The 12,868-nt window shown below is 70.5% G+C and carries 15 protein-coding genes; 8 read left to right on the top strand and 7 right to left on the bottom strand.

The annotated features are described in order from the left end of the window. Positions 1–108: 108 nt before the first annotated feature. Both IPN03_17470 and IPN03_17475 read left to right on the top strand, forming a co-directional pair. A complete protein-coding gene (locus IPN03_17470; protein ID MBK9375453.1) occupies positions 109–321 on the top strand; it encodes a hypothetical protein in 213 nt (70 codons plus the stop codon). A gap of 145 nt (positions 322–466) precedes the next feature. Then, positions 467–841 (top strand): 6-carboxytetrahydropterin synthase, encoded by a 375-nt coding sequence (locus tag IPN03_17475; protein ID MBK9375454.1) that lies wholly within the window; start codon positions 467–469, stop codon positions 839–841. Positions 842–934: 93 nt separating this feature from the next. On the opposite strand, the gene IPN03_17480 is transcribed toward IPN03_17475, so the two are convergent. The 3 genes from IPN03_17480 to IPN03_17490 form a co-directional block, all read right to left on the bottom strand. After that, positions 935–2,809, bottom strand: a complete 1,875-nt coding sequence (locus IPN03_17480; GenBank protein ID MBK9375455.1) for a radical SAM protein — start codon at positions 2,807–2,809, stop codon at positions 935–937. A 95-nt stretch (positions 2,810–2,904) separates the two neighbouring features. Then, entirely contained in the window at positions 2,905–4,023 is a 1,119-nt protein-coding gene (locus IPN03_17485; protein MBK9375456.1) for an FAD-dependent oxidoreductase, read from the bottom strand. Then, positions 4,020–4,619, bottom strand: coding sequence for a hypothetical protein (locus IPN03_17490; GenBank protein ID MBK9375457.1), 600 nt, complete (start codon positions 4,617–4,619; stop codon positions 4,020–4,022). Before IPN03_17490 ends, IPN03_17485 begins: the two co-directional genes overlap by 4 nt. Before the next feature lie 131 nt (positions 4,620–4,750). On the opposite strand from IPN03_17490, the gene IPN03_17495 reads away from it, so the two are divergent. The 4 genes from IPN03_17495 to htpX all read left to right on the top strand — a co-directional run bounded on the left by IPN03_17495 (position 4,751) and on the right by htpX (position 7,619). After that, positions 4,751–5,407: a peptidylprolyl isomerase gene (locus IPN03_17495; protein ID MBK9375458.1), complete on the top strand. Its 657-nt coding sequence runs from the start codon at positions 4,751–4,753 to the stop codon at positions 5,405–5,407. Next, positions 5,404–6,336 (top strand): phosphotransferase, encoded by a 933-nt coding sequence (locus IPN03_17500; protein ID MBK9375459.1) that lies wholly within the window; start codon positions 5,404–5,406, stop codon positions 6,334–6,336. The genes IPN03_17495 and IPN03_17500 overlap by 4 nt, the downstream gene beginning before the upstream one ends. A gap of 33 nt (positions 6,337–6,369) precedes the next feature. Next, on the top strand, positions 6,370–6,579 hold the full coding sequence (gene tatA / locus IPN03_17505; GenBank protein MBK9375460.1) for a twin-arginine translocase TatA/TatE family subunit: 210 nt from the start codon (positions 6,370–6,372) through the stop codon (positions 6,577–6,579). Between the two features lie 131 nt (positions 6,580–6,710). After that, entirely contained in the window at positions 6,711–7,619 is a 909-nt protein-coding gene (gene htpX, locus IPN03_17510; protein ID MBK9375461.1) for a protease HtpX, read from the top strand. A gap of 397 nt (positions 7,620–8,016) precedes the next feature. Here htpX and IPN03_17515 read toward each other — a convergent pair whose 3' ends face one another. From IPN03_17515 to IPN03_17530, 4 genes are all read right to left on the bottom strand, one after another. After that, on the bottom strand, positions 8,017–8,250 hold the full coding sequence (locus tag IPN03_17515) for a hypothetical protein (protein ID MBK9375462.1): 234 nt from the start codon (positions 8,248–8,250) through the stop codon (positions 8,017–8,019). 127 nt (positions 8,251–8,377) lie between these two features. Further along, entirely contained in the window at positions 8,378–9,250 is an 873-nt protein-coding gene (locus tag IPN03_17520) for a hypothetical protein (protein ID MBK9375463.1), read from the bottom strand. A gap of 102 nt (positions 9,251–9,352) precedes the next feature. Then, on the bottom strand, positions 9,353–10,165 hold the full coding sequence (gene bamD, locus IPN03_17525) for an outer membrane protein assembly factor BamD (protein MBK9375464.1): 813 nt from the start codon (positions 10,163–10,165) through the stop codon (positions 9,353–9,355). 14 nt (positions 10,166–10,179) lie between these two features. After that, on the bottom strand, positions 10,180–10,908 hold the full coding sequence (locus tag IPN03_17530) for a PASTA domain-containing protein (protein ID MBK9375465.1): 729 nt from the start codon (positions 10,906–10,908) through the stop codon (positions 10,180–10,182). A gap of 65 nt (positions 10,909–10,973) precedes the next feature. On the opposite strand from IPN03_17530, the gene IPN03_17535 reads away from it, so the two are divergent. Together IPN03_17535 and IPN03_17540 are read left to right on the top strand one after the other, a co-directional pair. After that, a complete protein-coding gene (locus tag IPN03_17535) occupies positions 10,974–11,966 on the top strand; it encodes a hypothetical protein (protein ID MBK9375466.1) in 993 nt (330 codons plus the stop codon). Next, the gene (locus IPN03_17540) at positions 11,963–12,859 is read left to right on the top strand and encodes a deoxyribonuclease IV (GenBank protein MBK9375467.1); all 897 of its coding nucleotides are present in this window, start codon (positions 11,963–11,965) and stop codon (positions 12,857–12,859) included. The genes IPN03_17535 and IPN03_17540 overlap by 4 nt, the downstream gene beginning before the upstream one ends. Positions 12,860–12,868: the final 9 nt, after the last annotated feature.

Consider the following 12,868-nt stretch of genomic DNA (forward strand, 5'->3'; position numbering starts at 1 on the left):
ACGCGATCGTGGCCCGGAGGGTCTCCGGGGGATTCCCTCGTCCTCTTCAACGTTCCCTACGACACGCTCTACGTCAGGAGCCGGACGGCGCTGCCAGGGGGGGTCTACGTGAACACGTACCTCTGGGACTGCGTGAACAAGGAGGGTGCCGACGGCCGTGTCGTCGAAGCGATTGCCAGCGCGCCCGGGACGATGATCCTCTTCCGCGACACCGAGGACCCCTCGATTCGAGGGACGGCTATCTACCAGTTTCTTCAGACCCATACGGAGATCGTCGAGATCCTCGACGATCGGACGAGCTGGCGGAGAGTCGCTCCCTGACCCGCCCGGGGAAGCGCTTCGAGGACGGTCTTCCTTTCGCGGGGCGGCTCGGGCTGCTTCGTACCCTGATGCCTCGCGCTGCACCTTTCGGCGCGGGCTTCGAGATCTCCCGCCCCCCCGTCCCCGGGCCGCGTAGCATCTCGTCATGCCCTTCACCATCCGCTGCCATGCGACCTTCGAGGCCGCCCACCACCTGCGCGACTACGTGGGCGGGCCGGAGCCCGTCCACGGCCACTCCTGGAAGATCGAGGTCGCCCTCGGGACCGACGCGCTCGGCGCGTACGACCTCTCCGTCGACTTCGTTCCGACCGAGCGGCTCGTGCGGGAGCTCGCCGCGCGCCTCCACGACCGCGACATCAACTCCGTGCCGCCGTTCGACGGGAAGAACCCGAGCGCCGAGAACGTCGCCCTCTGGGTGGCGGACGAGATCCGCGCTTCCGGCCACCTGAAGGACGGAGCGCGCCTCGAGGAGGTGACGGTGTGGGAGGGGCCGAGGAACTCGGTGACCTGGAGACCCTGAGCAGACGGACCCGGGCGTTCGACCGGCGCCGATGGCGCGGTCTCCGGCGCCCGGGTGGGCGGGACGTTTCGCCCCGCCCACCTTCCTGAAGCCCTACTTGCCCGCAGCCGTCCCGAACGACGGCAAGGCCATCCCGACGCCCAGCTTCGCGGCCTGGGGCAGCTCTTCCGGCGCGGTCGCTGGCTTTGGCCGGTACGTCGGCAGAGGAACCGCCTTGCCCCCGGCGTAGATCGGGTGCCGCCCCTTGTCGCGGTACCAGTCGGCGAGCGTGGCCGTCTGGTGCATCTCCTCGATGATCTGCCTCCACCCGGCGCCCGTGTTGTAGGCGCAGAAGGAGATCTCGCCGAGCTGCGTGCCGTACGGGATGATGCACATCTCGGTGCGGCGGAAGTCGTAGTTGAAGAGGTCCTGGAACCACATTCCGGCCACGAGGAGGACGCGCCACGGGTAGCGCCCCTCCTTCGCGATCCCCATCGACTTGCCGGTGTGGCCGTCCATGATCTTCAGCGTCTCGAGGACACCGAGGTTCCTCGGCACGCCCGCGGGCCGGATGTTGCGCGCCGTGGCGAGGGCCGCCTGCAGGACCGTGAGGAAGCGCCCGCGCGCCGCGTCCGTGATGACGGTCAGGTCGCGCAGGAGCTGGTCGACGTCGAGGAGCTGGGTGACCGGGACCGCGTCGCCCGTCTTCTCGTGGACGAGGACCATCGTCGCGATGCCGCAGTTCGGGTGGCAGCCGCACTTCAGCGAGCCCCACTCGGCCTCGAGGCCGCCGAGGAGGTCGCGCAGGTCGGAGAACGGACCCGAAGCCGAGAGCGGGAACCAGTCGCGCATCGGCTCGCCGAGCCCGGCCTGGGTCTTCACGTCGCTGGCCAGGTGCGAGAGCGTGTAGCGCTGCTTCTTCCGCGTCTCGTCGTCGATCTCCTCGTCGCGGCCCGTGAAGGAGACGGGCTGGAACGAGAGGGCGTTGATCTTGTCGATGTTCTTGATCGCGAACCGGATGATGTCGCCGACCTGGCCGTTGTTGACCGAGTTGACGATCGTGATGACGAGCGTCACGTCGACGCCGGCGGCCTTGAGGTTCTCGAGGGCGCGCAGCTTGACGTCGTAGAGGTTGTCGACGCCCCGGTGCTGGTTGTGCTCGTTCCCCACCCCGTCGAACTGGAGGTAGACGAGGCGCAGACCCGCTTCGGCCGCCGCCTTCGCGAACTCCGGCTCCTGCGCGAAGCGGATACCGTTGGAGGCGCACTGGGCGGCGAAGTAGCCGATCTCCTTCGAGTAGCGGATCGCCTGCAGAAAGTAGGGAGAGAGGGTCGGCTCGCCGCCGGAGAACTGGACCGAGACCTGCCTCTTCGGCTTGATGGAGACCGCGTTGTCGAGGATCTGCTTCAGGTCGTCCCAGGTCAGCTCGTGGACGTAGCCGACCTGGTTGGCGTCCATGAAGCAGGGGTTGCACATCATGTTGCAGCGATTCGTCAGGTCGACGGTGAGGACCGCGCCGCGGCCGTAGCGGATCGACGACGAGCCGTGCTCGTGGAGCTTGTCCTTGCCGATCTTCACGTCCCGCCCGAAGAAGTTCCCCTCGAGCCGGCGGTAGAAGTCGATGTCACTCGACATCAGGTCCTCGAACGTGCCGTGCTTCGGGCACGTCTTGACCATCCAGATCTCCTGCCCTCGCTGGACGATGTCGGCCGGGATCTCGCCCGGGTGGCCGTCGATCAGGGCGCGCAGGTCTTCCTGGCCCTTCACGATGGCGTCGCGCACCTCGCGCGTGCAGACCGGGCAGAGGGAATCGGTTCTCCTCGGGAAGCCGAGCGGCGGCTTGCTGCGCTCGTGGCTTTTCGGCAGCGGCTCGGGCGACCACGCCGGCTGGAAGGAGCGGGCCGGCACCTTCCGGTTGGCCCACTGGAACCCCCTCCAGGCGACGTCCGCGGTTCCCCGCACCGCCGAATAGAAAGCCTCACGCATCATCTCGGGTCCTCCATCAAGAGCGGCACGGGGCGCGCCTCCCAAGAGTCGCCCGCCGTCTCGAATATATAGCCTGGCAGAATACCATTCCGCCCCCGTCAGGCTCCCATTCGACCTGGCGAGAACGGAGCCGCCGCCAGGGGAGGGGTCTGCCCCGTGACGAGGTCGGCCGCCACGGCTGCCGCCGCAGGCGTCAGGAGCAGCTCGTCCGGCCCCCAGCCCGCCACCACGAAGAGGCCGGGAGTGGACGTCTCGCCGACGACGGGAAGTCGATCGGGCGCCGAAAACTCGCGGCCCGCCCCCGTCTCGACGAACGTCCAGCCCGAGGATGCCGGGACGAGGCGCTGGACCTCCGTCAGGAGCGCCGCCAGCGAGCCCGCGCCCGGACATCCCGCTCCGGGGAGCGGCTCCGGCCGTCCCAGCGCGAGGATCGAGCCGTCGCGACGGGGGACCAGGGAGACCCCCCGCGAACGCAGGAGCCGCGTCGGCCGATCGGGATCGCGCGTGGCGTCCAGCCGCAGCCACGGCCGCACGAAGCCGGCGAACCGGACGTGCGCGGTTCCACCCACCCGGCCCGGCCCCGCCCGGTCCGCGAGAACGACGGACTCGGCCGGGAGGTGCCCGGCCGCCGTCTCGAGGCCGGAGACCCGCCCGGCCGAAAGGGTCACCCCCAGCGCGGCGTTCCCCTCGTGGACCCTCACGCCCGCGGCGCGCGCCGCCAGCACGACGGCCCGCCCCACCCGACCGGCCCTCGCCACGCCGTCGCGCGGAAAGGAGAACGCGGCCTGGACCGACGCCGCGAGCGCGGGCTCCCGCCCACGCGCCTCGTCGGGCTCGAGCACCTCGAAGTGGATCCCCCGGGACCGCTGTGCATCGAGGGCGCGGTCCAGGAGGACTTCCTCGGCGTCGTCGAGGGCCACGGTCATCGCGCCGCGCTCGTCGTATTCGCAGGGCAGTCCCGTTTCCTCCTCCAGGGCCGAGAGCCAGTCGGAGAAGAGGTGCCGGGAGAGGAGCGCGAGGTCGGCGAGCGCCTCGGGCACGGCCTCCACCGTCGCCTGGGCCGCCACCGGGCCCCCGGGCGCCGACGGAAGCCCGGCCCGGATGCCGGCCAGAAGGTCGACCGTCAGGTCCCGCCGGGCGAGGTCCAGGGCGAGGGCCGCCGCCGCGATACCGCCGCCGGCGACGACGACGTCCGCCGGCGCGAGGCCGCGCGTCAAGCGATCCGCCCCGCGGCGTCGAGAACCGGTCCGCTGCCCGGGATCTCCGGCGGGCCCCACCTGCGCTCCACGCGGGCGACGACCGCCCGGCCCACCGCCTGCACGACGCCGTAGTTGAGGGCCGCCGACGCCACGACACCGAGGAGCGGTACGAAGTGCGCGAAGGAGCGGCCGAGGGCCCTCGCGGCGAGCTTCTTCGCGAGCTCCTCGGCGAGCCTCACCGTGAGCCGGCGCCCCACCGAGAGGCCCGCGCCGGACGCGAGGCCGGCGACGATCTCCAGCGCCCGCTCCTCCGGTTCGAGCTCCCCGCCGTAGAGAAGGTGCAGCCCCACGATCATCCGGCTCTGCAGGACGATGAGCGCCGCCAGCTCGGGCGCGGTCGCGACGGCGGCCGCCCAGCCGGGGGGTGCGCTCGAGGCCGCGCCGACGAGGGCTGCCTTGCGCGCGGTCGCGTCGACCATCAACAGGGCCTTGCGCCGGGTGGGGAGCCCCTCGTGGCGCAGCGCGAAGACCCGGACGTCCTCGCTGATCCGTTCGACGTCGAGGTCCGTGGAGGCGCGCTTCACGAGGGCGAGGAACGTGTCGGCGATCTTCATGGCGGCTCCGCCGAAGGTATCATCCGGCCGCCCGGCTGCCGGAACAAGGCGGCACCGGCGAATCGCGCCGGATGGAGAAGGAGGTCCCCGTGCTCGCGAATCGACACGTCCGTTTCGCCTTCGCCCTCTGGATGGGTCTCGCGCTCGCGGGGGCATTCAGCGTCCCGGCCGAGGCCGCCGCCGCCCAGCAGAAGAAGGCCGCCCCGAAGAAGAAGGAGAAAAAGGTGTCGTCCAAGCCCCGCGACTACGCGAAGACCCTCGCGGTCCTGAAGACCTCCCAGGGAGACGTGACGATCCGGTTCTTCAACGAAAAGGCCCCCGGCCACGTGAAGAACTTCGTCGACCTCGCTGCCGCCGGCTTCTACGACGGGACGCTCTTCCATCGCGTGATCCCCGACTTCATGGTCCAGGGGGGCGACCCCTTCACGAAGGACCCCTCCAAGGACGCTCTCTTCGGAACCGGCGGCAACACCGACAAGGCCGGCAAGCCCCTGAACGTCAAGGCCGAGTTCAACGACACGAGCCACAAGCGGGGCGTCCTCTCGATGGCCCGCGCGAGCGACCCCGACTCGGCGTCGTCCCAGTTCTTCATCGTCGTGAAGGACTCGCCGTTCCTGGACCGGCAGTACACCGTCTTCGGCGAGGTCGTGAAGGGGATGGACGTCGTCGACCGGATCGTCACCGAGTCGAATGCCGACACGTCCGACCCGCGCAGCGGCGGGAAGCCCCGCGCGTACCAGAAAATCCTGAAGGTCGAGCTCGTCGAGCAGACCCCCGACAAGGCGTGACGCTCCCGTCCCCCGCCGAGGAGAGCGTGCGGATCGCCGCCGCGCGCTCCCGTTTCGGACTTCCCCCGGCCGGACCGGCCCTGTCGCTCGCGGGAGACGTGGGCCAGAGGCGTTATTTCCGCCTCTCTTCGAAGGGCGGGGCTCCCGTCGTCCTCGTCCTGTACCCGGCTCCGGCCTCGCCGGCGCAGGATCGCTGGCGCGTCATCGGCGCAGCCCTTGCAAGCGCCGGGGTCCGCGTTCCGGCCCTCCTCGACGACGATCCCGCCTCGGGCGTCGCCCTCGTCGAGGACCTCGGGGACCGTGACCTCGCCGGCCAGATCCTGGAGGCCGGTGCCGAGGAGCGCGAGCGCCTGCTCGACGAGGCCGAGGAGCTTCTCGTGCCCCTTCGCCAGATCGCCAGGAGCGCTGCGGGGCTCAACCCGCCCTTCGACGCGGCCTTTTTCGGGGCCGAGCTGGCCCACACCCGACGCTGGGCCCTCGAGCGGGACGGCCGCGCGCCACTCCCGCCGGACCGCTCGGCCCTCTGGGAGGAGCTCGCCGGACGGCTCGCCCGCGATGCGGCGGATCCGGCTCTCGTGGGCGATCCGGTGCCGACCCACCGTGACTTCCACGCCAACAACCTGATGCGGACCGCCGACGGCGCCCTCGCCGTCATCGATTTTCAGGACCTCCGGTTCGGCCCTCCCGACTACGACGCCGTGTCCCTCCGCTTCGAGCGGGCGGGGGCCCTCGCCCCGGCCCACGGCGACGCGTACGCGGAATCCGTCCTTCTCCAGAGGGCCTGGAAGGTCCTCGGCACGTTCGAGAAGATGCTCGCGCTCGACCGCGAGGTGTACCGCCCCCACCGGGATGCCGCTGCTCGTGCGGTCCGCCTCTGGACGCGTCCCGACGGCCCCTACCGGCCGCTCCTGGCGTTCCTCCCCGGCTGACGGGGTATCATCCCGACCCTCAGGAGGCCCCTCTTGCCCAACCTCGGAATCCCGGAACTCCTCATCATCCTCGCCATCATCGTCCTGCTCTTCGGCGTCGGGAAGCTCCCGCAGCTCGGGAAGGGGATCGGCGAGGGCATCCGCAATTTCAAGCAGGCGGTGAAGGACGGCGGCCAGGACTCCGAGAAGAAGGACCCCCCGGCGGGAACCGGCTCCGGGAACACGCCCTCCTCGCCCAAGTGACCCCCGGCCGCTCCGGGCGCGCGGAATAGCGGCCCCCCCTTCCGCGTTTTCAGGACGACCGTGGCCGCGACGCGGCCCGACCGGAGTTCCGCGGAGCGCCTCGCACACCGTCGAACGGGAGTGAATCCGTCATGAAGATCGCCAAGCGCGTGTTCCTCTTCCTTGCCGTCAACGTTCTCGTCGTCACGACGATCTCGGTCGTCCTGGGCGTCCTCGGCGTCCGCCCCTACCTCACGGCACGCGGGCTCGACCTGGGATCGCTCGCCGTCTTCTGTCTCGTGTGGGGCTTCGGCGGAGCGTTCATATCGCTGGGCCTCTCGCGGGTCATGGCGAAATGGGGCATGGGCGTCAAGCTCGTCGACCCGGGCACACCCGACCCGGCCGCACAGGAGCTCGTCTCCACGGTCCACCGTCTGGCCCAGGCCGCGGGCCTCAGGACGATGCCCCAGGTCGGCGTCTACGACTCCGAGGAGGTGAACGCCTTCGCTACGGGTCCGACGAAGAACCGGGCGCTCGTCGCCGTCTCCACCGGGCTACTGCGGCGCATGCGCCGCGACGAGGTGGAAGGGGTCCTCGGGCACGAGATCGCCCACGTGGCCAACGGCGACATGGTGACGATGACGCTCATCCAGGGCGTCGTGAACGCGTTCACGATGTTCCTCGCCCGCGTCGTGGCGTTCTTCGTCGCCCAGCTCTTCCGCCGCGACGAGGAGGGCGGGGGGGTCTCCCACCTCGTCTATTTCGTCGCGACGCTCGTGTTCGACATCGCCTTCTCGATCCTCGGTTCCGTCGTCGTCGCCTGGTTCTCGCGGCTCCGCGAGTTCCGCGCCGACTCCGGCGGAGCGCAGCTCGCGGGCCGGGACCGGATGATCGCGGCCCTCGAGGGCCTGCAGCGAACGGTCGGCGTCGTCGACCCGGCGGACCGCCACGTCGCTGTCCAGACGCTCAAGATCTCCGGCCACCCGCGAGGCCTGATGCGCTTCTTCTCGACGCATCCGCCGCTGGAGACCCGCATCGCGCGGCTCAGGATGATGGCCTGATCCCCGTCTCGCCGGGGACACGCGGGCCGGCGCGACGAGCGCCGGCCTGGGGGGCCGGGGGGGGGGGGGGAGGGCCCCCGGGGGGGGGGGGGGGGGGGGGGGGGGGGGCGCGGGGCCGCGGGGGGGGGGGGGGCCCGGGGGGGGGGGGGGGGGGGGGGGGGGGGGGGGGGGGGGGGGCCGCGCGGGGGCGGGGGGGGGGGGGGGGGGGGGGGGGGGCCCGCCCCGGGGGCGGGGGGGGCGCGGGCGCGCCGCGCGGGGGGGGGGGGGGGGGGGGGGGGGGGGGGGGCGGGGCGCCCCCCCCGGGGGGGGGGGGCGCCGGCCCGGGCGCCGGGCCCCGGGGGGGGGGGGCGGCCCGGGGGCCTGGGGAAACCCGGCGGTCCGGGTTTCCCCAGATCTCTTACGCGTGGTCGCGGCGTTTGAGGGGGCCCTTCAGCCTCAGGAGCGAGATCTTCGCGCGGAGCGTGTTGCGGTGGATGCCGAGGGACCTCGCCGCCGCGCCCATGTTCCCCGAGGCGCGCGTCACCGCCGTCACGACGTACTTCCTCTCGAATTCTTTTCTCGCGGTCTCGAGCGGGATTCCCTTGGATACGAGCTCGTCGATGATCCGCTGTAGCTGTCCGTCGAGCGTCACTGTGACCTCATCCTCCGCGTCGAAGTGAGCCCCCCCCTGGGGGGCGAAAGGGAAAGGAACCTATCACGGGGAGGCGCGGAGAGGAACGCCGCGGCGGTCGCCGGTCACCCACCCGCGGCGTTTCGCGCTACTTCAGCTCGACGAAGTCGCCGCGGCCCATGTAGTCGACCATCGACGTGACCTTCGCGACACAGGTCCGGCCCTTCGTCCAGAGCACGGCGGCCTCCCCGAGCAGCGTGCGGATCGTCCCGCTGTCGTTTCGCGTGCGGTAGATCGTCAGGAAGTCTCCCGGGTACAGGCCGTCCTGCTCTCCGAGGTCGAGGAAGACGACGGAGTCGGCCCCGACGGGCGTCGCGCGGTCCTTGACCTCGACGATGTGGCCGGTGATCTTCCCGGACGGCCGGTCGCACTGGGTGAGAGGCGCGCTCGACCTCACGAGAGGGATCGGGATCGGCTCGAACGGAATCAGCAGGTCGCCGATGTAGGACGGCTCGCACGATTCGGTGATCTCGAGGATCGCCGTCGTGTCCTGCACGCAGACGACCTTCAGGCGGGCCGGCGTGTGGTAGAAGCGGCCGATCGTGTCGGTGTACGAATCCACGCGGTAGACCTCGTGGCCCGGGCGGATCACCTGGAACTCCTGGCCGGCCATCAGGCCCTCGCGCGCGCCGACGTCGGAGTAGATGATGTCTCCCACCCCGAACATGTGGCGACTGTCCTCGTACTCGGCGGCAGCAATCTGGCCGGTCACGGGCTCGTTCTCCACACCGATCCAGCCCGCGCAGTAGATGTCGTCCTCGAACCCGACCGGGAAAGGCTGAGACCTCGTACTGCGGTCGGCCGACAGCTCCTCGATCACCGCCGGCTCTTCGACGGCCTCCTGTGGAACGGGCAGGGGGGCCGCCTCCGGGAGCCGCCGGGTACCGGCACCGGCGACCGGGAGAGAGAGCACGACTGCGGAAAGGGCGACCATCGCGGGGGCGAGAAACGTACGCTTCACGGCTCCGACCTCCTCGAGGACGCCACGGTGCGACCGCGCCCGACGGCCTCGGCTCGATTCTTCCGGACTTTCGGCACTAAGTTACCGCAAGGACGCCGTTTCTCAAAGCCCTGCCGCCGCCGTGGCTGCTGCGGGAGGGGCCACGGGCCTCGGGAGCTTCCGGAGGAAGCCGCTCTCCGGGAAGTCCCGACGGAGGCGGTCGAACAGTGCCCGTGCGTCCTCCTCCCGGCCGAGCTTGCGTTCCGTGATCCCGGCCCAGTAGAGAGCCTTGTCCATTTTGGAGTACTCGGGGAACGCGGCGAAGAGCCCCTCGAAGCGCTTGCGCGAGGCCTGCCAGGCGCTCCGCTTGAAATAGTACCTGGCGACGAGGAACTCGTGCTCGGCGAGGAGGTCGAGCATCGCCTTGTAGCGCGCCCGGGCCTCGGTCGCGTAGGGCGACACCGGGTAGTTCTGGAGAAGCTCGCGGTAGCTCTGGGCGGCGAGCCGGGTATTCGCCTGGTCCCGGTCGGGCTTCTCGGACTGCCGGTCCGACACCTGGGCGAGCCGGAAGAGGGCGTAGTCGGAGCGAGGGTGCGAGGGGTACCTGCTCCGGAAGTCCTTGAATCGCCCCTGGGCTTCCACGTAGCCGAGGACCGATTTCTCCTCGAAGAACGAGTCCGCCAGCCTCAGTGCGGCCTGCTTGCCGAGAGCGTCGTTCGCGTAGTTCTCCGCCACGAAACGGAGGTACTGCCGTCCGACCTCGTACTTGCGTTTTGCAACCAGCGCCTCTCCGCGCGCATACGCCTCCTCCTTCGACATCGTCAGGAGCTCGCGGGTCACGCTCGAAGGGTCCGTGGTCGAGCACGCCGCGCCGCCCAGGATGGCGAGGGCGAGGACGGCGCGGAGGGCGGTGACGGGAAGGGTTCTCTGGAACATTCGTTTCTCCGGATTCAGCCCGGCTGCGGCTCGGGCGAGGCGACGACGAAGGATAGGGTATCCCTGAGGCCGACGGCGGATCCCGCGAGCGGGAACTGCCTCAGGATCGTCCCGGCGGCGGCCCCCTCGTAGGGCTGCTCCCGGACGCCGCCAAGGCGGAACCCTCGCGCCTCGAAAGCCAGGCGGACCTTCTCGAAGTCGCGCCCGATCAGATCCGGCATGACGTAGAGAACGTCCGCCGGCCCTCGGTTCACGAGGACGTCGACCGGTGTGTCGGGCTCGGTGGAAGCGCCCGCGACGACTCCCTGCGCCACGACACCAGGGGGTCCGGGGAGGCGGATGGCCGATACGGCCCCCTCCCTCAGTCCCTCCCGCGCGAGAGCGAGCGCCGCCGTCCGGGCCGTCAGGCCCGCGAGGTCGGGGGACCGGACGATCTCGGGCCCCAGGGAAAGGAAGACCCGAAGGTCCTGTCCCGCCTTGACGGCCATTCCGACGGCGGGACTCTGCCCCCGGATGCGGTGGACGGCGATCTCCTCGTCGAACGCCTCCTGCGACCGGTCCACGACGACACGCAGGCCCCGCTCGGCCGCGAGTGCGGTCGCTTCGTCCACCGACCGCCCGGTCAGGTCGGGGACCTCCTCCGCCTTGCCGAGTACGAACCGGGAAAACGAAATCCAGGCCGCCACCCCGAGGATCCCGGCGAGGAGGAGGGCGTAGAGGATCCGTGCCAGTACGCCACTCATTCCGCCGGACTCTAGCAGGGGCCGTGCCTTGACCCCGGCTCCCCCGCCGGGGAGACTCCGTCTCCATGCCCGAACACTCCCGGGGAACGAAGCCCCACAAGCCGGCGGCGGCGCCCGCCCTCCCGCTTTCGAGGGCCGACCTCCACGTCCACACCAACGCGTCCATCTTCAAGTACTTCAAGGCGGCCAACAGTCACGATTCCTACAACGACCCGGACGAGGTCTACCGCCTGGCCAAGGCCCGGGGGATGGACTTCGTCACCTTCTCCGACCACGACACGGTCGAGGGGTGCCTGAGGTTCCAGGACCGTCATCCCGATCTCGACGACTTCTTCGTCTCGGTCGAGGTGGAGACCTGGTTTCCGAAGACCGGCCACCGGATCCACGTCAACGTCTTCGACCTCACCCGGCAGCAGCACGCCGTCATAGACCGGAAGCGCCGGAGCATCTTCGAGCTCGTCGACTATCTCCGGGCCGAGAACCTCCTCTACTCCGCCAATCACCTCTTCCAGTCGTACCGGATGCGCCAGGCCCCCGAGGTCTTCTTCGAGACGATGCTCACGCTCTTCGACGTCTTCGAGGTGAAGAACGGCTCGATGGCCTACCAGCACAACGCTCTCGTAGAGGACCTGATGATCGTGGCAAAGGAGAAGAGGGGCAGCCTCGCCCTCGTGGGGGGCTCGGACGCCCACACCTACCCCCCCGTCGCGTCGGTCTTCACGATGGCCCCCGGCCGGACCTGGCAGGAGTTCCTCGCATCGGTCCGGCGCGGCGAGTGCCTCTCCTGGGGCTCGGAGATGGGCTTCACGAAGGTCCTCGGAGACGTCTACCGGAGCATCGGAAAGCACTACCGGCAGGTCTCCGACCTGAAGAACCCCGAGTACACGCCCCGCGAGAAGGCGCAGCACATCTTCTTCTCGCTCATGTCCGTTCCCCTTTTCGCCAGCGGGTTTCCCGCGGCCGTCTTCAGCCTCAATTACGCCAAGCAGGTCGCCCTCTCGAAGAACCTGACGAAGCACTTCCGCAAGAAGGGCCTCTCCCGGTCGAGGGACGCATGACGAAGCGCACCACGGGCGCCGGACCCCTCGTAGGCGCCCACATGAGCGCGGCGGGCGGTCTCGCCCGCGCCGTGGACCGGGCCGTCGAGGCCGGCTGCCGGACCCTCCAGGTCTTCACGAAGAACTCGAACCAGTGGGCCGGCAAGCCCGTCGACCCGGGCGAGGCCGCAGCCTTTCGGGATGCCGCGACGAAGGCGGGCCTGGCTCCCCTCGTCTCCCACTCGGCCTACCTCATCAACCTCGCCTCCCCCGACCCCGTCGTCCGCGCCCGCTCCGCCGAGGCGCTCGTCGACGAGATCCATCGATGCGACGCGCACGGCATCCCCTTCCTCGTCCTCCATCCCGGCTCCCACGGGGGCGATGGCGAGGAGGCGGGGCTCGACCGGATCGCCCGCGGCCTCGACGAAGCGGCGGCGAAGACGCCCTCCTCGAAGACCACCGTCCTCCTCGAGACGGCCGCCGGGCAGGGTGCCTGCCTCGGCCACGACTTCGCCCACCTCGCAGCGATCCTCGCGCGCGCCGACAGCCGCGCCCGCCTCGCCCTCTGCTTCGACACCTGCCACGTCCACGCCGCCGGCTACGACGTCGTCTCGAAGGACGGCTGGCGCGCGACGCTGGATGCCCTCGACGCCGCCTGCAGCCTCGACCTCGTCAAGGTCATCCACGCGAACGACTCGAAGAAGGAGCGCGGCTGCCGCGTCGACCGCCACGAGCGGATCGGCCACGGCGCCATCGGCGAGAAGGGCTTCGCGAACCTGATGACCGAGCCCGCCTTCGCCGACGTCCCGAAGATCCTCGAGACCCCCAAGGACGAAGAGGGCCGCTGGGATCGCGAGGGGCTCGCCGCACTCAGGAAGCTCGCCCGGCGTAAGGGGTCGGCGAGGGAGGACTGACCGGGGAGA

This window comes from Holophagales bacterium, assembly GCA_016719485.1.
GTDB lineage: Bacteria > Acidobacteriota > Thermoanaerobaculia > UBA5066 > UBA5066 > UBA5066.

Coding starts and splice junctions, on each gene's coding strand:
- IPN03_17475 (MBK9375454.1), top strand. CDS start 467: ATGCCCTTCACCATCCGCTGCCATGCGACCTTCGAGGCCGCCCACCAC.
- IPN03_17480 (MBK9375455.1), bottom strand. CDS start 2,809: ATGATGCGTGAGGCTTTCTATTCGGCGGTGCGGGGAACCGCGGACGTC.
- IPN03_17490 (MBK9375457.1), bottom strand. CDS start 4,619: ATGAAGATCGCCGACACGTTCCTCGCCCTCGTGAAGCGCGCCTCCACG.
- IPN03_17495 (MBK9375458.1), top strand. CDS start 4,751: ATGGGTCTCGCGCTCGCGGGGGCATTCAGCGTCCCGGCCGAGGCCGCC.
- htpX (MBK9375461.1), top strand. CDS start 6,711: ATGAAGATCGCCAAGCGCGTGTTCCTCTTCCTTGCCGTCAACGTTCTC.
- bamD (MBK9375464.1), bottom strand. CDS start 10,165: ATGTTCCAGAGAACCCTTCCCGTCACCGCCCTCCGCGCCGTCCTCGCC.
- IPN03_17530 (MBK9375465.1), bottom strand. CDS start 10,908: ATGAGTGGCGTACTGGCACGGATCCTCTACGCCCTCCTCCTCGCCGGG.
- IPN03_17535 (MBK9375466.1), top strand. CDS start 10,974: ATGCCCGAACACTCCCGGGGAACGAAGCCCCACAAGCCGGCGGCGGCG.
- IPN03_17540 (MBK9375467.1), top strand. CDS start 11,963: ATGACGAAGCGCACCACGGGCGCCGGACCCCTCGTAGGCGCCCACATG.